An 18859-nucleotide genomic window follows, 5' to 3' on the forward strand; every position below is an offset into this window, starting at 1 on the left:
TGACATGTCGCACCGGCCGCCGGCCCAGAGCGGTCGCGTAACGTCGGCGAAGATTGTTATCGCCGGTGGATTCGGCGTCGGTAAGACGACGCTGGTCGGCTCGGTCTCGGAGATCACGCCGCTGACCACAGAGGCGATCATGACCTCCGCCGGCGTAGGCGTCGACGACACCCGGCAGGTGCCGGGCAAGACAACGACCACGGTGGCGATGGACTTCGGTCGTATCTCGATCGACCGGGATCTGATCCTGTACCTGTTCGGTACGCCGGGTCAGACGCGGTTCTGGTTCATGTGGGACGAACTGGTCCGCGGTGCCATCGGCGCCGTGGTGCTGGTCGACACTCGTCGACTGGCCGACTGCTTCGCCGCGATCGACTTCTTCGAGCACCGGCGGCTGCCGTATCTGGTGGCCATCAACTGCTTCGACGGCATGCAGTACCACGACCCGCAGGACGTCCGGGACGCGCTGGCCATCTCCAGCGACATACCGGTGGTGCCGTGCGACGCCCGGAACCGGGAGTCGACCAAGCACGTGCTGATCTCGCTCGTCGAGTACGTGCTCACCATGCGGCGTTCGCGGGCCGTCGCGCCCGCCTGATCGGCGTCACGAAGCGCCCGGTGGCCGCCGGTCACCGGGCGCTTCACGCTGCCGCAGCAGGCCGGCCGGCCCGGCCGGTGGTGCCGGGGCGATCAGGAGTACGGGGTCCAGGCGCCCCGGCTGACCACGTAGACGCCGAGCGAGTCCCGCTCCATCCCGCGCCGTGCCGGATCGGGGCGAAGGCGTACGCGCCCGCGACGCCCTCGATCACCTGGGTCTGCAGGCACGCCCGCAGCCGCCCACGGTCGACGCTGGTCGCCGCGCGGGCAGCCGCGGCGAGCAGTTGGACCGCGTCCGAGCCGTACGGGGCGAAGCCGCTGAAGCTGCCGTACCGCTGGATATAGCGGTAAGTGAAGTCCCGCCGGGCCAGTTCCGCCGTGGTGGTCGTGGTCAGCGTGCTCGCGGCCAGGCAGGCCGGGTGCACGGCGTACGCGCCTTCGGCGGTGGCGGCGTTCGCCCCGGAGAGCGTGTCCTCGGCGACCGCGCCCGGGTCGAAGAAGAGCGCGCCCTTGTGGCCGGCCTGTCGCAACTCTCGGGCCGCCGCGCCGGAGTCCGGTGCGGTGCCCCAGACGACTACGCCGTCCGGGTCGCCGGCCACGGCCCGTCGTGCGGCGGACGCCAAGCTCCGCCCGGCGGCGGGCAGGCGTACGGTCTGCGCCAGGGCCACGTCGGCGTCTCGCAGGGCATTGCGCACCGCCGGTACGCCGGAGTCGCCGTGCATCCCCTCGGCGGCCAGCAGGGCGACCCGCCGGACCTGCAGTGAGTCGATCAGGCGGGCCATCCGGCGGGCCACGTCGCCGGCGTCCGGGGTGAGCTTGTAGATGTACGTGCGCTGGGCCAGCGACAGCACGATGTCGTTTCCGGCGGCCAGCGACACGAACGGCACCCGGAGCTTCTGGGCGACCTCGACGATCGCCATGGAGGCCGCGGCGGAGGTGCCGCCGACCAGCGCGTGCACCTGGTCCCGCCGGGTCAGCTCGGTGGCCTGCCGGGCCGCCTCCCGGGGGTCGCTGCGGTTGTCCCGGATCTCCAGGCGCACCGTACGCCGCAGGTTGCCGACCGGGATGCCTTCCCACGCCGGCGACGCCCATGGCCGGCTGTTCCGCCGGGAATGGTCCCGGCCGGCCAGACGCGGCGTCAAATTATCCGGGTGTGGGCATGAACACGCAGGTGGGAAGGGCGAGCATCCGATCAGGACCGGTAGCCGGCGGAACGGTACTCGTATTCGTGCTCGTCGTCGCGGTCGCCGGTGTCCCGGCTGAAGTCCCACCCGCCGGCCGCCTCCCGGCCGGGGCGGCCGCCGACGGCGAAACCGCCGATCTCCTGGCCGCGCCGCCAACCGCGGAAGTAGCCCGTGGTGTTCTCGGCGAGGCTGGCCGCGTCTCGCACGATCCGCAGTGGGCGCTCCTCGCGCAGCGGCGAGCCCGGCACCAGGTTGGCCTGCGGGACGCGCTTTGGCAGGCCGGCCGTGGTCTCCGCGCCAACCGACGGGCGGGCCGCCTGCTCGGCGGCCTGCCAGCCGGTGTCGGCCGTGCTCGACCAGTCGGAGTCGGCGTCGTCGCCGTGCCCGACGAACCAGGCGGACTTCGCCTGGGCGAAGATCAGCAGATCACCGTCGCCCTCGTCGGAGACCGGCGGCGGCCGGTGTTCCTTCGGCGCGGGCGACTGCTCCGGGTCGCGGCGCGGCGTCAGACGCGCCGAGCTGGAGTGGTCGAGGCGCTCCGGCGGACCGGGCAGATCGGCGCGGGGCGCCGGCCGGTCGGACCGGTCGGCCTCCTGCCGGTCGACCAGCCGCAGCGACCGAGCGTCCACGCCCGGGTCCGTCGGCGCGTCCAGCTCGTCGCGCAGCGCCCGATCGGCCAGCGGCGGCGGCTCCACGAGCCGCAGCAACGGCGGCTCCTGGGGCAGGTCGTCGGCGAGCCACGGCGGGGTGACCCGGCTGCTGCCAGGGTCGGTCGGCGCGTCCACGCCCCGGCCGCCGAACGGGTAGCCGGCCACTGGCTCCGCGGCGCGGTCATCCTGATCGCCGTTGTTGACCAGCGGCCAGTTTGCCCGGGAACCCGGGGGAGCCGCCTCCTGCCCGGGGCGTGGTGTCGGCACCGGGACGCTCAGGTCGGTGGCGCTGATGCCAGCGGCCGGCGGCTCCTGGGTGGTCTTGCGGCGCGGTGGAATGACCGTGCGCTGGCGCTCGGCACGGGCCTTGTTGATCGCCGCGGTGGTGAGCGTCGGGCGGAACGGCTCGCCGGCCTCGGCCGGCGGCACCTTGCCTCGCTGCGCCGGGGCGATCGGGGTGATCCCGGGGGGCGGCGGAGGCGGCGCGGAGACCGGCCGGTTGGTGGGCCCGTCCACCCGCTGCGGCGCGCCGGCCGGTTCGGAACGTGACGGCGGCGCCGAGGTCGGCCGGCCGGCCGAGGCGGCTGGGGCGACCGGCGGCGCTGGGGCCGCCGAGGCGGCTGGGGCGACCGGCGGGGCTGGGGCGGCCGAGGCGGCTGGTGCCACCGGCGCGGGGGCGACTGGCGGCGGCGTGACTGGCGGCGGGGCGACCGGTGGCGGGCCGAGTGGCCGCGGCGACGCCGGCGTGGCCGGCCCGGAGACCGGCTCGGGACGGTTGCGTCGGCCCACCGGCTCGGGCTCGGCCGGCCGGACCGACCGCAGGCCGGACTTGGTGGGCTCGGGCCGCTCGTCGACCGGCTCGCCGCGCCCGGCGATGGCCTGGCGGCCGGGGGCCGGGGCGGGCGCGGTGACCCGGGCGTTGAGGGCGCCCACCAGCGCCGCGCAGCCGGCGTCGCAGGCCCGGACGGAGGAGACCGCCTGTCGCACCGTCTGGGCGACGGCGGCGGTCAGCGCCCGGTTGACGGTGGCCCGCCGGGGCGTCTCGGTGATGGCGACCCGCAGCGCGGTGACCGCGTCGTTGATGGTGTCGGCGTCCGCGACGCCCTCGGTCGCCAGGTGCGCGGCGACGGCGTCCGCGGCGACCGCCACCTCGCGGCCCCGGGCCACCGTGCCGCTCAGCATGCCGGGCTCCGGCAGCGCGTCGAGGACGGCCAGGGGGACGGGTTCGGCCGGGTCCGGGTAGGCCCGGAGGGCGGCCGGGTAGAGCTCGCGGAGCACCTCGCGCAGCGCCACCGCGGCAGAGTGCCGCCCGCTGGCCAGCGCGGCGTGCGCGGCGAGAACCTGCTTGTAGCCGGCGAGGTCGCGGGGTGCCGGCAGGGTGACCGCGGAAAGGGCACCGGCCTGCAGCGCGCGAGCCAGCCCGACCGCGCGGCGCTCGGCGGGCGGGGACTGCATCTCCTCCAGCGAGTCGTCGTCGGCGAAGCGCTCGGCGAAGTCGTCGACCGAGTCGTCGTCCGCGATCGCCAACGGCCGACCGGCGGCGCTGAGCAGCGAGGTGACGTTGTGGTCGTCACTGTCGGCGGCGATGGCCACACCGCTCGGCCCGCCCGACCGCTCCACGAGCAGCGCGACCAGCCGGGCGTAGCCGGCCGGGTCGTCGTCGATCTCGCAGACCTGCAGCAGACGACCTGCGTCGTCGACCACAGCGGACGTCAGCGTCGAACCGGCCGAAGCCGGCCCGTCGGCCGAATCCGCCGAGGCCAGACCGCAGTACACGCGCACGAGCGCCACGGCGTCGTCCTCCCTCCCGGGACACAGGTCTTGTTCTGCCAGAGACTGATGCTCCCCGGTAAGGGTCAGTCGCGCCAGTCCACGACAGCAGAGATCTTGCCGACAATGGTGCGCCAACCCAAACTTGCGGTTTGTGCCCCGATTTTCTTCAGCCGGCGCCGGCCCAGGAAACCACCGATCCCACCGTTGACGGTTGCCCGCAGGGCCTCGTCCAGGTCATCGAGGCTGGAGCCGGCGGAGAGCATGTCCAGCACAGCTGGTAGCCGCAGGCCGTACGCCACGTCACGGGCAATCTCGCCGGCCTCGATCAGGAGCGCGGGATCCCACGCGTCGTGGCCGCCGCGAAGGTTCTCCACCACGAGGTCCAGCTCGTAGGCATCCTCGTCCAGCGGGGCGATGTCGGCCGGGTCCACCCGTTCGGACAGTTCATTCCAGCTGTCCAGTTGAGACAGGTCGTTGGGTGCGCCGGACCGGATGAAACTGACCAGCGACTCCGGGGACTTGAACAGCAGCAGCTTGCCGCGGTGGCTGAGGAAGATCGGAACCTCCTCGTCGCCGGCGTCGTCCGCCTCGTCCTCGTCCTCGTCCTCGTCCTCGTCCGCCTCGGCGTCCTCGTCCGCCGCCTCGGTCGCGTCCCGCCGGCGCTTTTCCGGCCGCTCGCCCTCGGCCTCCTCGTCGTCCTCGGCGGAGAGGGCGGCGAACTCCTCATCGAGGATCACCACTTCCTCGTCGTCCTCGGACTCGACGACCTGGCGACGGGCCAGGAAGGGGTCCTCCTGGTCGCGTTCGGCGACGTCGGTCGGGACCAGCTCCCGCGCCGGCCGGTACGCCCGCAGGGTGAAGCCGGTGCCGGCGGGCAGGGCGATCTCGACCGGGTCGATCCGCAGCTCTTCCCAGAGCGCGCGGTCCGCGGCCGGGTGGTCGACCTCGACCTCGTCTTCGGCGGCCGACGCGGTGGTGTCGTCGAGCTCGGGCTCGTCGGCGTCGGGCCGTTGGGGCGACTGGCGGGCCACGCTGACCTCCGTGTGCTTCGGGTTGCCCACCCGGCAACACCTCCGTCGCCGAGTGACTCTGGGCACATACCCTAATGGGCGACCCGGCCTGGCCGGGAGTCCACCCCGGTGGCGTCCCGGCCGGCGGACAAGTAGCCTTGCTACGCATGAAGGCCCAGGCGCTGCACGGACACCTGGACGCGCTGCTGCTCGCGGTGCTGGAGCAGGGCGCCCTGCACGGCTACGCGATCATCGAAGCGCTCCGAGCGCGCAGCGGGGGCAGCCTCGATCTGCCCACCGGCACCATCTATCCGGCGCTGCGCCGCCTGGAGCGGGCCGGCTACGTGGCGAGCGCGTGGAGCACGGTCAACGGCCGGGAACGGCGCACGTACCAGCTCACCGAGGCCGGTGGGCGGGCGCTCGTCGGTGAGCGAGCCGGCTGGCGCGAGTTCAGCGCGACGGTGGGTCGCTTCCTCGGCACCGACGAGCCGTCCGCCGCGCCGGTCTGACGCGTCAGTAGGCGGCCGACAACCAGCAGCGGGCCGCACGGGCGAGCGCGAACCAGCTGGCGCCGACCAGCACCGCGCCGATGATCATGGGTGGCCAGGTCAGGGCCGCGTCCCAGAGGCCGACCGACCAGCCGAACAGCGCGGTGCCGGCGAGCGCGCCGCCCGCCAGCACACCGGTCAGCCCGTAGCCCACGGCCACGGTCAGCCGGTTGAGCCGGGACGACGCGTACCGGGCGGCCAGGAAGCCGAGCAGCAGCCCGGCCACCGCGAGGCCGGCGACCAGCGCCCAGATCCCGTTCAGCGAGGCGGAGAGCAGCAGGTAGCCCTCCGGTGGCCGGGGCCCGTCGCTCCAGCTCGACCCGCGCCAGGTCAGGTCGCCGCCGGCCATCAGCACCACCGCCACCGTCAGCGCCCGCAGCGCCAGCCCGCGCAGCGCCCCCGCCGCCAGCTCGGCCTGGTAGCCGGGGACCAGATGGGCCGGGCTGCCGAACTCGGCTACCGCCCGCCGCTCGGCCTCCACCGGCGACAGGCCCGCCTCCCGGTACGCCTCGACGGCGTCCAACAACGCGTGCCGCGCCTCGGTCAGCAGGTCGGCCTTGAGGCGGGCCGGTCCACGCAACCGGCCGGCCAGCTCGCCCATCCGTCGCTCCACGAGCACGCCCTCGTAGCCCCGCATGGCACCAACCTGCCATCCGGGGGCCTCGACCACGTCCGGGTATTTCCCGGACCGGGCACTTAAGAGCCCGCGCGGAATGGGCGGTGGAGGCCCCGCCAGTCCATTCCGCGTGGGCTCTCAGGGCGCCAGGGCCAGGTAGCCGCGCTCGGCCGCCGCCTGGAGCAGCCACTGCTCGCGGTACCAGCCCGGCTGCGCCACCAGCTCGTCGTGCCGGCCGCGCTGCACCACCCGGCCGGCGTCGAGCACCACGATCTCGTCGAGCCCGGCCAGCCCACTTAGCCGATGGCTGATCAGCAGGACGGAGTGGCCGGCTGGGGTGGCCGCCAACGCCGAGGCGAGCACGGCGTCCGCGGCGGCCGGGTCGAGGCCCTCGGTCGGTTCGTCCAGCACCAGCACGGCCGGGGCGGCCAGCAGCGCCCGGGCCAGCGCGAGTCGCTGCCGCTGGCCGCCGGAGAGCTGCCCGCCCTGTTCGCCGACCACGGTGTCCCAGCCGTCGGGCTGCGCGCGTACCCAGTCCAGCAGGCCGGCCGCCCGGGCGGCGGCGGTCAACTCCTCCTCGTCGGCCCGCGGCCGGCCGAGCAGCAGGTTGTCCCGTACCGAGGCGTGGAAGACGTACGCCTCGGCGAGCAGGCCGCCGACCATCCGGGGCAGTTCCTCGGCCGGGTACGCGGACACGTCCACCCCGGCCAGGGTGACCCGACCGGCGTCGGGACGTACCGCGCCGTTGAGCACGGCGACCAGGGTGCTCTTGCCGGCGCCGCTCGGCCCGACCACGGCCACCCGGCGCCCGGCGGGCAGGTCCAGGTCGATCCCGGCGAGGGCGGGTGCCGCCCCTTCCCGGTATCGCACGGTCACGCCGGTGAACCGCACGTCATGCCCGGCCGCCGGGACGGGAGGGGGCGCCGGCTCGGGACGGGGCGCCGGCTCGGGGCCGGGTGCCCGGGCAGGGTTGGGTGCCGGGGTGGGGGCGGGACCGGGTGCCGGGGCGGGGGCGTTGAGCAGGGTGGCCACCCGGGCCAGGCCGGCACCGAGCTGGGTGCGCTGCCGGGCGGCCCCGACCAGGGCGAGGGCGATCTCGACGGCGGCCAGGGCGCCGACGGCCAGCACGCCGACGAGCACCCCGCCGACACCCGCACGCAACGCCACCACGACCACGGCGGCGGCGGTGAGCCCGCCGACCAGCACCCCGGCCGCGTCGACCGCGAAGCCGGTCGCGGCGAGCCGGCGTTCCAGCCGGGCGAGCCGCCGCGCCCGCACCTCGGCGGCGGCCAGCGCCGTGCCGGTGGCACCGAACGCGGCCAGGTCGGCGGCACCGTGGGTCAGGTCGACCGCGTCCACGGCGAGCGCCCCACGCAGCGGAGCCACCTCGTCGGCGGCGCGCCGGGTGAGCGCGGTGGCCAGCGCGGGCAGCCCCACCCCGGCCACCAGCAGCCCGACGGCGAGCACCCCGGCCGCCGGCGGCGAGATCAGCGCCGCGCCCCCGACGGCGAGCAGGCTCACCAGCGCGGCGGCCGCCCCCGGGACGAGCACCCGGAGCAGCAGGTCCTGCACCGCCTCCACGTCGGAGACGAGCCGGCTCAACGCGTCCCCGGTCCGCTGGGCGGCGGTGTCCCGCCGGGCGGCGAGGGCGGCGAAGACCCGGGCCCGGACGTCGGTGATCATGCGGAGCACCGCGTCGTGCCCGGCGAGCCGTTCGGTGTAGCGGAACACGCCCCGGCCGACGGCGAGCGCCCGGACCGCGACGATGGCCACGGTCAACCGGTCCAGCGTCGGCCGACCGGCGGCGGTCATCAGCAGCCAGGTGGCCGTCGCCATCAGGGCCAGCCCGGCGAACTCGGTGGCCGCGGCGAGCAGCCCGGCCCCCAGCAGCCGGCTCAGGTACGGTCGCGCGAGCCGCAGCACGGCCCGCTCGGCACGCGCCCTGCGGTCGGGGGCGACGACGGCATCGGGGCCGGTCGGGGTCAGCTCGGCCGGGTTCGGCTCGGCGGCGGTCGGTGCGCCGGGATCACGGGCGGCCGGGGTCACGCCGTCCCGGGAGGTCCCGGCCGGTACGGCCCGTACCGGCTGGTCCGGGCGCTCGGGCCCGGCCGGTCCGGCGGTCATCACGCCACCTTTCCCGCCGGCACCGGGCTCAGCTCGGTGACCCGGCCGTCCTCGACCCGCAGGATCCGGTCGGCGTCCTCCAGCAGCGCGGGCCGGTGCGCGACCAGCAGCGCGGTACGCCCGGCGACCAGCCGACGGGTGGCGGCCAGCACGATCGCCTCGCTGGCGCTGTCCAGCCGGGCGGTCGGCTCGTCGAGGAGCACCAGCGGGGCGTCCCGGAGGAACGCCCGAGCCAGTGCCACCCGCTGCCGCTGCCCGCTGGACAGGCCGTGCCCGCGCTCGCCGAGCGTGGTGGCCAACCCGTCGGGGAGGGCGGCGACCACCTCGTCCAGCGCCGCGTCGGTGACCGCGCGGGCGAGCGCGGCGTCCGGGGTGCCGGGCGCGCCGAGGCGGATGTTGTCGGCCAGCGAGCCGGCGAAGAGGTGGGCCCGCTGCGGCACCCAGGCCACCTGGCGCCGCCACGCGTCGAGGTCGACGTCGGCGAGATCCACCCCGTCGACGGTGACCCGGCCGGCGGTCGGGTTGACGAACCCGAGCAGCAGGCCGAGCAGGGTGCTCTTGCCGGCGCCGCTGGGCCCGATGACCGCGACCCGCTCGCCGGGGCGGATGGTGAGGGTGACGTCCCGCAGCGCGGTGGTCCGCTCGTACTCGACGGTGACGCCCTCGAAGCGGATCTCGCCGTGCCCGTCCGGGGCCGGCCGCCGCCCGCCGGTCGGTGCGGCGGCCTCGGGCGCGGTGGAGATGGTGAGCGCCTCGTTCAGCGCGGTCAGTCCCTCCATGCTGGCGTGGAACCGGCTGCCCGCCGCCCGCAGCGGCAGGTACGCCTCCGGGGTGAGCAGCAGCACCAGCAGCGCGGTGGAGAGGGTGATCCCGCCGCCGAGCAGCCGGATGCCCACCGGCACCGCGACCAGCGCCACCGAGAGGGTGGCGACCAGTTCGAGGACCAGCGCGGAGAGGAACGCGATCCGCAGGGTCTTCATGGTGGCCTGACGATGCCCGTCGGCCATCCGGCGTACCACGTCGACCTGGGCCCGGGCCCGGCCGAACGCGCGCAGCGTGGGCAGCCCGGCCACCATGTCGAGGAAGTGCCCGCCGAGCAGCGACAGCCGCCGCCACTGCCGCTCGGTGGCGGCCTGCGCCTGCCAGCCGAGCAGCGCGCCGAAGACCGGGATGAGTGGGATGGTCAGCGCGATGATCACCGCCGAGCTCCAGTCGGCGAGGACGATCCGGGCCAGCACGGCCAGCGGCACGGTCACGCTCAGCACGAGCTGCGGCAGGTAGCCGGTGAAGTAGGGGTCGAGCGCGTCCAGCCCCCGCCCGGCGAGGGTGGCGAGCTGCCCGGCCCGCTGACCGGCCACCCAGGTGGGGCCGTGCCGGCCGACCGCGCCGAGCAGATCGGCGCGGAGCGCGGCCTTCACCGTCGCCGCCGCCCGGGCGGCCACCGTGCCCTGCGCCCAGCTCACCAGCGCGCGGGCGGCGACCGCCGCGATGAAGCCGGCCAGCGCCGCCCGGTGCAGCCGCCCGTCGACCGCCGCCGCCAGCAGCGTGGCCAGCGCGGTGGCCTGCGCGACGACCAGCAGCGCGGTCAGCCCGCCCAGCAGCGCGAGCATGGCGAGGTCGCGCCGGGCCGCGGGGACCCGGCGCAGCAGCCGCGGGTCGAACGGGCGGCGGTTCACCAGTACACCGGTGCCCTGCCGTCGGTCCGTCCCCGGAACACCCACCAGCACATCGCCTGGAAGCCTAGTAGGGCCGGGAGTAGTGGCAGCGCGAGCCAGCCGAGCAGGGAGAGCGTAGGCCTGCTCGCCACCGCGTCCGCGACCGCCAGCGAGGCGGCCGGGTCGACCGTGGAGACCAGCACCCGGGGCCAGAGGGCCGCGCCGATCAGCGCCACCGGCAGCGCCAGCGCTGCGCTGGTCGCCGTGAAGGCCACCCCGGCCCGGCCCCGGCCGAGCGCCGCGCGGGCCACCAGCAGCGCCGCGACCAGCGCCAACGGCAGGAGTACGGCGAGTGCCGGCCGCGCCACGGTTGCGCGTACCCGATCGGAGAGCAGGCCCAGGACGGTGGCCGCAGCGACCGCGGCGAGCGCCGCCGGCACCAGGCCGCGAGCCAGCCGAGCGGTCGACGGGACATCGGCGGCCGGGAGCCGGAGGGTGAGGAATGTCGCACCTTGCACGGCGACCAGCGCCAGCATCGCCAGCGCGGCGGCGGCCACGAACGGGGTGAAGAGGTGACCCACCCCGGCGACGTGCCCGTCGGCCCGCAGCGGGACGCCCTGCAGCAGCCCGCCGAGCACGGCGCCCCAGCCGAGCGCGGCGAGCACGCTGCCGGCCACGACCACCCGGTCCCAGGCGGCGCGGGCCGACTCGGCGCGCGGCCGGCTGCGCAGCTGCACCCCGGCGGTCACCAGCACCACCCCGGTGAGCGCGCCGAGCACGGCCGGGTAGAAGCCGGTGAGCAGCTCGCCCTCGAGCACGGGGAAGGCGCCGAACAGGATGCCGACAGCGGCCACCAGCCAGACCTCGTTGCCGAGGAAGAACGGCCCGACGGCGGTGAGCGCCGTCCGGCGGGCTCGACAACTCGAGCTCGGCTGGCGGCCATAATTCGGCCTCCGCGCCGCCAAGCGGCGCTCCGGACCGAATGAAGGCCGGTCTGACGCCGCGCCGCGACCTGGAGCCGTCGCCAGGGTGCTGCCGCGGGCGAGCAGCAGCCCGACGCCGTAGTCGTAGCCGCCGAGGACGAGGTAGGTGGCGAAGAAGAGGCCGAGCAGGGCGTACCAGACGAGTTCCACGGCGGGCTCCCTCAGGCGAACACGGGGTCGGGGCGGTGGTCGGTGTCCGGCGCGGGCGGCCGGCCGAGGGCCGGGTCGTGCGCGCCCCGGGCGGCGTGCCGGGCCAGCAGCACCCAGTTGGTGACGGCCAGGGTGCCGAGCAGCAGGCTGAAGCCGACCAGTGAGGTGAGCATCAGCCCGGGGCCGACCGGCGAGACGGCCTGCCCGGTCGGCAGCAGCCCGTACGCGGCCCAGGGCTGGCGGCCCACCTCGCGGGCGATCCAGCCGAGGATCACCGCCACGAAGGGCAGGGGCAGGGCGAGCAGGATCAGCCAGAGCGGGAAGCGCAGCCGGATGATCCAGTCCCGCCAGAGCAGCGGAAGCAGGAGCGTGCCGAAGAAGAGCGCGAACCCGATGAGGATCATGAAGCCGAGCCCGACGTTGGACAGGACGGGCGGGCTGTAGTCGCCGGGCCCGAACCTCGCCGTCCACTCGGCGACCAGGGCGTCCCGGCCCGCGCCGCCGCCGAACTTTGTGGGTTGGAGATCCCCGACCGTGCCGAACTGGGCGAAGCCGAACCCGATCAGGAGGATCACCGCGACCGCGAAGGTGATCAGCCCGAGCCGCAGTGACGTACGGAACAGCGCGAAGTCGGTGGTCCGTCGGATCAGGTGCCAGGCGCTGACCGCCGCCATCAGCATGCCGCCGGTGACCAGGCTCGCGGAGATCACGTGGGCGAGGGCGAAGCCGAGGGTGGGGTTGGTGAGCAGCGCGCCGAAGTCGGTGAGGTGGGCCACGCCGTCGCGTAGCTCGTAGCCGACGGGGTGCTGGAGCCAGGCGTTGGCCACCATGACCCAGAAGGCCGAGGCGTACGCGGTGAGCGCGACGCCCCAGAGCAGCGCGAGATGGACGCCCCGGCGCAGCCGGTGCCAGCCGAAGATCCACATGCCGAGGAACGTGGACTCCAGGAAGAAGGCGACCAGCGTCTCCATGGCCAGGGGCGCACCGAAGACGTTGCCGACGTACCGCGACAGGCCGCTCCAGTTCAGCCCGAACTGGAACTCCATCACGATGCCGGTGGCGATGCCGAGTACGTAGTTGATCACGTAGAGCTGGCCCCAGAACCGGGTCAGCCGCTCGTACACCGGCTTGCCGGTGATGAACCCGGCGGTCTGCAAGCCGACCAGCAGGGTGACCAGGCCGAGGGTGACCACCACGAACAGGAAGTGGATCGAGGTGGTGGTGGCGAACTGCAGGCGGGCGAGGAGCAGGGGATCCATGGCCGTCCTCCCACGGGTAGGCACCATTGTCATAGGGAGCCTACAGGTAGGTTGTCTACTTATCAGCACGCCCTCGGCGGCGAGCGCTCGATCGAGGGGCGGTCAGTTCAGGAAGAGGGAGATCGGCAGGGCGACCAGGGTGGCCGCGACGGCGAGCGCGGTGGCGCCGAGCAGCCGGGGCGGCCGGTCCGGGAGCAGCAGGCGCTGCACCCGTACGTCGAGGTCGCGGTCGCCGAGGCCGAGCGCGCCGGCCGGCGTGATCCGGTGCCCGGCGGCGGCGAACCGGCGCAGCGCCCCGGCCAGCGGCGCCTCGGCGTGCAGCTCGCGGGCCTTGTCGTCGGCACGCATCTCGACCAGCAGCGCCACCCGCTCGTGCGCCTCGCGGACCCAGCCGAACCAGGGCAACGCCCGGCAGAGCGCGGTGAACGGCAGCAGCACCAGGTCGTGCCGCTCCTCGGCGTGCGCCCGCTCGTGGGTGAGCACCGCCGCCAGCTCGGCGCGGTCCAGCAGGTTGAGCGTGCCGGCGCTGACCACCACCCGGGGCTTCACCCCCGGCAGGCAGTACGCCGCCGCGCTCGGATGGTCGAGCACCAGCGCGCCGGGCACGGTCGGGTCCCGGCGGGCGACCAGGCTGAGCAGCTCCCGGTGCCGGCGCTGAGCGCGGATCGTGCCGTAGATGCTGCGGGCCGTCGTGGTGAGCAGCACCGCGCCGATGCCGAAGCCGACCCCGACCAGGCTGAGATGGACCACCCCGGCCCCGGCCGGCAGGCTGCCGTGGGCCAGGTCGGTGGCGAGGGCGAGCAGCGCGCTCCCGGTCGGCTGGTCGTACGCGGCCAGGCCGAGCGCCATCGGCAGACCCATCGCGGAGAGGCCGAGCGCGAGCCCGATCGCCTGCCAGCAGACGATCGCCACCCGCGGGGCCTGCCAGGTCCATCTCGAAACGGCGAGGACCTGCGCGGTCAGCCAGCAGGCCAGGATGCTAGCGGCGAAGTGCACGGTGTACGCCACGGCCGCCGCCCTACCGGTCCGTCGCCTCGCCGGCCGGCGCCGGCCGGCCGGCCCGCGGATCCTCGACCCGGTCCGTCAGCCCGGCCGCGTGCTCGGCCGACCCCGAGCGGGTGAGCCCGGCCTCGGCGCTCAGCGCCGCGCGCAGCACCTCCGCCTCGGTGCCGGTTACCGAGCGGGCGAAGCGCACCAGCGCGGCGTCCCGGCTGCCGCCGAGGTCGAGGGCGTCGAGCATGAGCTGGGCGATGTGCGCCTCGCGGCTGGCCGCGGCCCGATAGCGCCAGGCCCGCCCGTCCCGCCGGCGCTGCACCATGCCCTTGCCGGCGAGCCGGTCCAGCACGGTCATCACCGTGGTGTACGCCAGCTCCCGCCCGTCCAGGGCGTCGGCCACCTCGCGCACGGTCACTCCGTCCGACGTGCCCGGGTCCAGGTCCCACAGCACGTCCATCACCGCACGCTCAAGATCACCCAGCCGAGTCACGCCCCCAATCCTACCCCCCGTAGTAGAAGCTCTCCGCCCGTAGGTGCGGAGGGCCCTCTTTCACGGAAAGAGTGGCCATCCGGCGCGCGGAGGCCACTCTTTCCGTGTATTTGTGCAGATCTTGGACGCAGGGGCGCGGGCACCCCGGGGGTCAGGCGCCCTTGGGGTGCCAGACGGTCTTGGTTTCGAGGAGGGCGGTCATCCGGGTGAGGCCGGGGTCGGCGTGCCAGTCGTGGTCGGCCGGGGCCGGCCGGAGCACCCGCTTCAGGTTCTCCGCCGCCTTGACCTCCAACTCCGCCGCCAGTTCGGCGTCGGTCACCCCGGTGAGGTCGAGCGCGTTGACGTCCATGTGACCGGCCAGGGTCGGCACCGTCTCGGTGATCCGGCCGGTGAGGAGGTTGACCACCCCGCCGGGCAGGTCGGAGGTGGCCAGTACCTCGGCCAGGGTCACCGCCGCGAGCGGCGCCGACGGGGAGGCGGCCACCACCACGGTGTTTCCGGTCACGATCGCCGGGGCGATCACGCTGACCAGGCCGAGCAGTGCCGGCGCCTCGGGTGCGACCACGGCCACGACGCCGGTCGGTTCGGGCGCGGAGAGGTTGAAGTACGGCCCGGCCACCGGGTTCGCGCCGCCGTACACCTGGGGGAGCTTGTCCGACCAGCCGGCGTACCAGACCCAGCGGTCGATCGCCGCGTCCACCTCGCCGGCGGGCACGCCGAGCGCGATGAACTGCTCGCGGCGGCCTTCCAGCATTTCGGCGACCCGGTAGAGGATCTGGCCCCGGTTGTACGCGGTCGCCCCGGCCCAGCCCTTCACCGCGGCTCGGGCGGCGACAACCGCGTCGCGAGCGTCCTTACGGGAGGCGAGTACGACGTTGGAGTCCTGCACGATGTACGACCGTCCCGACTCGCTGCGGGGGAACTTCCCGCCGATGAACAGTTTGTACGTCTTGCGTACCGTGACCCGTTCAGACATTGAGGTACGCCTCCAGCCCGTGCCGGCCGCCCTCGCGGCCGTAGCCCGACTCCTTGTAGCCACCGAACGGCGAGGTGGGGTCGAACTTGTTGAACGTGTTGGCCCAGACCACGCCGGCGCGCAGCCGGTCGGCCATCCACAGGATCCGGGAGCCCTTGTCGGTCCAGATCCCGGCCGACAGCCCGTACGGGGTGTTGTTCGCCTTCTCCACGGCCTCGGCCGGGGTGCGGAACGTCAGCACGGACAGCACCGGCCCGAAGATCTCCTCCCGGGCGATCCGGTGCGCCTGGGTGACCCCGGTGAAGATCGTCGGCGCGAACCAGAAGCCGCGTTCGGGCAGCTCGCACGGCGGCGACCAGCGCTGCGCGCCCTCGGTGGCCCCGGCCTCGGACAGTTCGCGGATCCGCGCCAGTTGGGCGGCCGAGTTGATCGCGCCGATGTCGGTGTTCTTGTCCAGCGGGTCGCCGACCCGCAGCTGGGCCATCCGGCGCTTGAGCGACTCCAGCACCCGGTCGGCGACCGACTCCTGGACCAGCAGGCGGGAACCGGCGCAGCAGACGTGCCCCTGGTTGAAGAAGATGCCGTTGACGATCCCCTCGACGGCCTGGTCGACCGGGGCGTCGTCGAAGACGATGTTGGCGGCCTTGCCGCCCAGCTCCAGGGTGAGCTTCTTGCCGGTGCCGGCGACAGCCCGGGCGATGGCCCGGCCGACGTCGGTGGAGCCGGTGAAGGCGACCTTGTCCACGCCCGGGTGCTCGACCAGCGCCCGGCCGGTGTCGCCGGCGCCGGTGACGATGTTGACCACGCCGGCCGGCAGGTCGGCCTGCTGGCAGATCTCGGCGAAGAGCAGCGCGGTCAAGGGGGTGGTCTCGGCCGGCTTCAGCACCACCGTGTTGCCCGCCGCCAGGGCTGGGGCGATCTTCCAGGCCAGCATGAGCAGCGGGAAGTTCCACGGGATCACCTGCGCGGCGACACCCAGCGGTTGCGGGTTCGGCCCGAAGCCGGCGTGGGGCAGCTTGTCGGCCCAGCCGGCGTAGTAGAAGAAGTGCGCCGCGACCAGCGGGACGTCGACGTCCCGGGATTCCCTGATCGGCTTGCCGTTGTCCAGCGACTCGAGCACGGCCAGCTCGCGGGAGCGCTCCTGAATGATCCGGGCGATCCGGAACAGGTACTTGGCCCGGTCGCGGCCCGGCATCCGGCCCCAGACCTTCTCGTACGCCGTGCGGGCGGCGCGGACCGCGCGGTCCACGTCCTGCGCGCCGGCCTCGGCGACCTCGGCGAGGACCTCCTCAGAGGCCGGGTTGATCGACTTGAAGCTGCCGCCGTCGGTCGGATCGACGAACTTTCCGTCGACGAAGAGTCCGTACGAGGGCTTGATGTCCACCACCGAGCGCGACTCGGGGGCGGGGGCGTATTCGAACATCACGCTCAGTCCAGGGTGAAGTAGTCGGGACCGGAGTAGACCCCGGTCTTCAGCTTGGTCCGCTGCATGAGCAGGTCATTCAGCAGGCTGGACGCGCCGAACCGGAACCAGTCCGGGTCCAGCCAGTCCGCGCCGACCGTCTCGTTGACCATGACCAGGTACTTGATCGCGTCCTTGCTGGTCTTGATGCCGCCGGCCGGCTTCACGCCGACCTGCCGTCCGGTGGCGGCGCGGAAGTCGCGGACCGCCTCCAGCATCACCAGGGTCACCGGCATGGTGGCCGCGACCGGCACCTTGCCCGTGGAGGTCTTGATGAAGTCGCCGCCGGCCAACATCGCCAGCCAGGAGGCCCGCCGCACGTTGTCGTACGTGATCAACTCGCCGGTCTCCAGGATCACCTTGAGATGCGCGTCACCGCAGGCCTCCTTGGTGGCCACGATCTCGTCGTAGACCTCCTTGTGCCGGCCGGCCAGGAACGCGCCCCGGTTGATCACCATGTCGATCTCGTCGGCGCCGGCCTTGACGGCCGCCCGGGTGTCGGCGAGCTTGATCTCCAGCGGGGCCTGGCCCGACGGGAACGCGGTCGCCACGCTCGCCAGGTGCACGCCACTGCCGCGCAGCACCTCGGCCACGTACGGGACCATCAAGGGATAGACGCAGACCGCACCGACGTGCGGGCAGGACGGGTCGGCCGGGTCGGGCCGCAACGCCTTGGTGGCCAGTGCCCGCACCTTGCCGGGGGTGTCGGCCCCTTCGAGGGTGGTCAGGTCGACCATCCGGATCGCCAGGTCGATCGCCTGAGCCTTCGCGGTGGTCTTGATGGATCGGGTGCCGAGTTGTGCCGCCCGCTGCTCCGCGCCGACCTGATCCACGCCGGGTAGGCCGTGGAGGAAGGTCCGCAGAGCGGTCTCGGATCGTCCCAGCTCGGAGAGGTCCGACCGGGCCGACGTCGGTGTCGCCGTCATGGCGTGAATAGTACGCATCCGCGTGTCGAGTGATCTTGGTCACGCCACCCGATCGCGAGCCGTACGTGAGCGGCGTCGCTGGCCGCCCCGCACGAGACGTGTGGACGGGCCGGGACCGGTAGGTTGGGCGATCGTGGACGTACACGTCATTGACCACCCGCTCGCCCAGTCGCGGCTGACCGCCATGCGGGACGCCCGGACCGACTCGGCGTCTTTCCGGGCCGCGCTGAACGAACTCACCACGATGCTGGTGTACGAGGCCGCACGCTCCTTCCCCGTCGAGAAGTACCCGGTCCAGACCCCGGTCAGCGCCACCGAGGGCACCCGGCTGGCCAACCCGCCGCTGCTGGTGCCGGTGCTGCGGGCCGGTCTCGGCATGGCCGACGCCGCGCTCGGCCTGCTGCCCGAGTCGTCGATGGGCTTCGTCGGCCTGGCACGCGACGAGGAGACGTACGAGCCGCGTGCGTACATGGAGTCGCTGCCCCGGGACCTAACCGGCCTGCCGGTGCTGGTGCTCGACCCGATGCTGGCCACCGGCGGCTCGCTGGAGCACTGCTGCCAGCTGCTCGCCGACCGCGGCTGCACCGACATCACGGTGCTCTGCGTCCTCGCTGCGCCGGCCGGCATCGAGCGGCTGGAGCGCTCCGGCCTGCCGCTGCGCCTGGTCACCGCCTCGATCGACCAGGGCCTCAACGACCGCAAGTTCATCGTCCCGGGCCTCGGCGACGCAGGCGACCGCCAGTTCGGCGGTATGCCCCGCTTCTAGTCTCCTTCTCGGCGGCCCACCGCCCCGGCCACGGCCGGGGCGGAACTCGGGCGTCGCCGTCGCGCCCGGCCCGCACCCGCCGGTAATGATCCGCCCCGCCCGCGACACATACCTGGTGTCCCTGTCAGGAACTCCGGTCGGGAGAGCGATCAGATGAAGCCCGTGGGTGAGCGGGATGAGGACTGGTTCACCAGCCTCTACGCCACGCACTACCCGGACATTGTGAGATACGGCCTGCGGCGGCTTCCGAATGCCGACGCGGCCACCGAACTCGCTCAGGACGTGTTCGTCGTCGCCTGGCGTCGGCGGAGCGAGGTCCCCGAACGTCCTCTTCCGTGGCTCTATGCCGTCGCCCGCCACACCGTGGCGAACCGTTGGCGGCACGGGCGCGCTGCTCCCATCCTGCTCCCGCTCACCGAGGCCGACCAGCTACCGGCGGGGCTCATCGAGCCCGACGCCATGGCACCCGTGCTCGACCTGCACCGGGCGCTGCGCGAGCTATCCGAAGCCGACCAGGAGATCCTCCGGCTGGTCGGCTGGGAGGACCTCAGCGTCACGGACGCAGCCGTCGCCATGCGCTGCACCCGGTCAGCCGCAGCAGTGCGGCTCTTTCGAGCCCGGCGTCGACTGCGTTCCGCCCTGGCCACACCCGCGCCGCTCAACAACCCCCGGTCGGTGTCCGTCCATGTCTGAA

Annotated in this window: 17 protein-coding genes; 4 read left to right on the forward strand and 13 right to left on the reverse strand. The window is 74.1% G+C overall.

All coding sequences use genetic code 11. The annotated features are described in order from the left end of the window. Nucleotides 1-4 precede the first annotated feature (4 nt). Nucleotides 5-598 (forward strand): GTP-binding protein, encoded by a 594-nt coding sequence (locus tag ACNAW0_RS13975; RefSeq protein WP_416288337.1) that lies wholly within the window; start codon nt 5-7, stop codon nt 596-598. A gap of 43 nt (nt 599-641) precedes the next feature. On the opposite strand, the gene ACNAW0_RS13980 is transcribed toward ACNAW0_RS13975, so the two are convergent. The 3 genes from ACNAW0_RS13980 to ACNAW0_RS13990 form a co-directional block, all read right to left on the reverse strand. Then, entirely contained in the window at nt 642-1739 is a 1098-nt protein-coding gene (locus ACNAW0_RS13980) for an ABC transporter substrate-binding protein (protein WP_416288258.1), read from the reverse strand. Nucleotides 1740-1789: 50 nt separating this feature from the next. Beyond that, the gene (locus tag ACNAW0_RS13985) at nt 1790-4222 is read right to left on the reverse strand and encodes a transposase (RefSeq protein WP_416288259.1); all 2433 of its coding nucleotides are present in this window, start codon (nt 4220-4222) and stop codon (nt 1790-1792) included. Between the two features lie 65 nt (nt 4223-4287). Beyond that, nucleotides 4288-5265: a DNA primase gene (locus tag ACNAW0_RS13990; protein ID WP_416288260.1), complete on the reverse strand. Its 978-nt coding sequence runs from the start codon at nt 5263-5265 to the stop codon at nt 4288-4290. A 116-nt stretch (nt 5266-5381) separates the two neighbouring features. On the opposite strand from ACNAW0_RS13990, the gene ACNAW0_RS13995 reads away from it, so the two are divergent. Then, on the forward strand, nt 5382-5723 hold the full coding sequence (locus ACNAW0_RS13995) for a PadR family transcriptional regulator (RefSeq protein ID WP_416288261.1): 342 nt from the start codon (nt 5382-5384) through the stop codon (nt 5721-5723). 4 nt (nt 5724-5727) lie between these two features. Here the strand turns inward: ACNAW0_RS13995 and ACNAW0_RS14000 are convergent, their stop codons facing one another. The 10 genes from ACNAW0_RS14000 to deoC form a co-directional block, all read right to left on the reverse strand. Beyond that, nucleotides 5728-6399, reverse strand: a complete 672-nt coding sequence (locus ACNAW0_RS14000; protein ID WP_416288262.1) for a permease prefix domain 1-containing protein — start codon at nt 6397-6399, stop codon at nt 5728-5730. Nucleotides 6400-6516: 117 nt separating this feature from the next. Further along, a complete protein-coding gene (cydC, locus tag ACNAW0_RS14005; RefSeq protein ID WP_416288263.1) occupies nt 6517-8502 on the reverse strand; it encodes a thiol reductant ABC exporter subunit CydC in 1986 nt (661 codons plus the stop codon). Continuing rightward, nucleotides 8502-10178: a thiol reductant ABC exporter subunit CydD gene (gene cydD / locus ACNAW0_RS14010; RefSeq protein ID WP_416288264.1), complete on the reverse strand. Its 1677-nt coding sequence runs from the start codon at nt 10176-10178 to the stop codon at nt 8502-8504. Before cydD ends, cydC begins: the two co-directional genes overlap by 1 nt. Continuing rightward, complete coding sequence (locus ACNAW0_RS14015) at nt 10175-11290, reverse strand: cytochrome d ubiquinol oxidase subunit II (RefSeq protein ID WP_416288265.1); 1116 nt, start codon at nt 11288-11290, stop codon at nt 10175-10177. Before ACNAW0_RS14015 ends, cydD begins: the two co-directional genes overlap by 4 nt. Before the next feature lie 11 nt (nt 11291-11301). Next, on the reverse strand, nt 11302-12549 hold the full coding sequence (locus tag ACNAW0_RS14020; protein ID WP_416288266.1) for a cytochrome ubiquinol oxidase subunit I: 1248 nt from the start codon (nt 12547-12549) through the stop codon (nt 11302-11304). A 102-nt stretch (nt 12550-12651) separates the two neighbouring features. After that, nucleotides 12652-13557 (reverse strand): M56 family metallopeptidase, encoded by a 906-nt coding sequence (locus ACNAW0_RS14025; RefSeq protein ID WP_416288267.1) that lies wholly within the window; start codon nt 13555-13557, stop codon nt 12652-12654. 10 nt (nt 13558-13567) lie between these two features. Further along, the gene (locus tag ACNAW0_RS14030) at nt 13568-14035 is read right to left on the reverse strand and encodes a BlaI/MecI/CopY family transcriptional regulator (RefSeq protein ID WP_416288268.1); all 468 of its coding nucleotides are present in this window, start codon (nt 14033-14035) and stop codon (nt 13568-13570) included. Nucleotides 14036-14186: 151 nt separating this feature from the next. After that, nucleotides 14187-15011, reverse strand: coding sequence for an aldehyde dehydrogenase family protein (locus ACNAW0_RS14035; RefSeq protein WP_416288269.1), 825 nt, complete (start codon nt 15009-15011; stop codon nt 14187-14189). Continuing rightward, nucleotides 15004-16434 carry an aldehyde dehydrogenase family protein gene (locus ACNAW0_RS14040; RefSeq protein ID WP_416288270.1) on the reverse strand — a complete coding sequence of 477 codons (1431 nt, stop codon included), beginning with the start codon at nt 16432-16434 and terminating at the stop codon, nt 15004-15006. Before ACNAW0_RS14040 ends, ACNAW0_RS14035 begins: the two co-directional genes overlap by 8 nt. A 5-nt stretch (nt 16435-16439) precedes the next feature. Continuing rightward, nucleotides 16440-17399 (reverse strand): deoxyribose-phosphate aldolase, encoded by a 960-nt coding sequence (gene deoC, locus ACNAW0_RS14045; protein ID WP_416288271.1) that lies wholly within the window; start codon nt 17397-17399, stop codon nt 16440-16442. 133 nt (nt 17400-17532) lie between these two features. Between deoC and upp the strand changes: the two genes are divergently transcribed. Both upp and ACNAW0_RS14055 read left to right on the forward strand, forming a co-directional pair. Next, a complete protein-coding gene (gene upp, locus ACNAW0_RS14050; RefSeq protein WP_416288272.1) occupies nt 17533-18165 on the forward strand; it encodes a uracil phosphoribosyltransferase in 633 nt (210 codons plus the stop codon). Nucleotides 18166-18318: 153 nt separating this feature from the next. Further along, nucleotides 18319-18858, forward strand: coding sequence for an RNA polymerase sigma factor (locus ACNAW0_RS14055; protein WP_416288273.1), 540 nt, complete (start codon nt 18319-18321; stop codon nt 18856-18858). The last annotated feature ends 1 nt before the right edge of the window (nt 18859 follow it).

The organism is Micromonospora sp. SL1-18, from assembly GCF_047921505.1.
Classification (GTDB): domain Bacteria; phylum Actinomycetota; class Actinomycetes; order Mycobacteriales; family Micromonosporaceae; genus Micromonospora.

What these genes read in the sequence shown, in the direction of transcription:
- ACNAW0_RS13975 (WP_416288337.1), top strand. Translation starts at nt 5, where the DNA reads ATGTCGCACCGGCCGCCGGCCCAGAGCGGTCGCGTAACGTCGGCGAAG.
- ACNAW0_RS13995 (WP_416288261.1), top strand. Translation starts at nt 5,382, where the DNA reads ATGAAGGCCCAGGCGCTGCACGGACACCTGGACGCGCTGCTGCTCGCG.
- ACNAW0_RS14000 (WP_416288262.1), bottom strand. Translation starts at nt 6,399, where the DNA reads ATGCGGGGCTACGAGGGCGTGCTCGTGGAGCGACGGATGGGCGAGCTG.
- cydC (WP_416288263.1), bottom strand. Translation starts at nt 8,502, where the DNA reads ATGACCGCCGGACCGGCCGGGCCCGAGCGCCCGGACCAGCCGGTACGG.
- ACNAW0_RS14020 (WP_416288266.1), bottom strand. Translation starts at nt 12,549, where the DNA reads ATGGATCCCCTGCTCCTCGCCCGCCTGCAGTTCGCCACCACCACCTCG.
- ACNAW0_RS14035 (WP_416288269.1), bottom strand. Translation starts at nt 15,011, where the DNA reads ATGTCTGAACGGGTCACGGTACGCAAGACGTACAAACTGTTCATCGGC.
- ACNAW0_RS14040 (WP_416288270.1), bottom strand. Translation starts at nt 16,434, where the DNA reads ATGTTCGAATACGCCCCCGCCCCCGAGTCGCGCTCGGTGGTGGACATC.
- deoC (WP_416288271.1), bottom strand. Translation starts at nt 17,399, where the DNA reads ATGACGGCGACACCGACGTCGGCCCGGTCGGACCTCTCCGAGCTGGGA.
- ACNAW0_RS14055 (WP_416288273.1), top strand. Translation starts at nt 18,319, where the DNA reads ATGAAGCCCGTGGGTGAGCGGGATGAGGACTGGTTCACCAGCCTCTAC.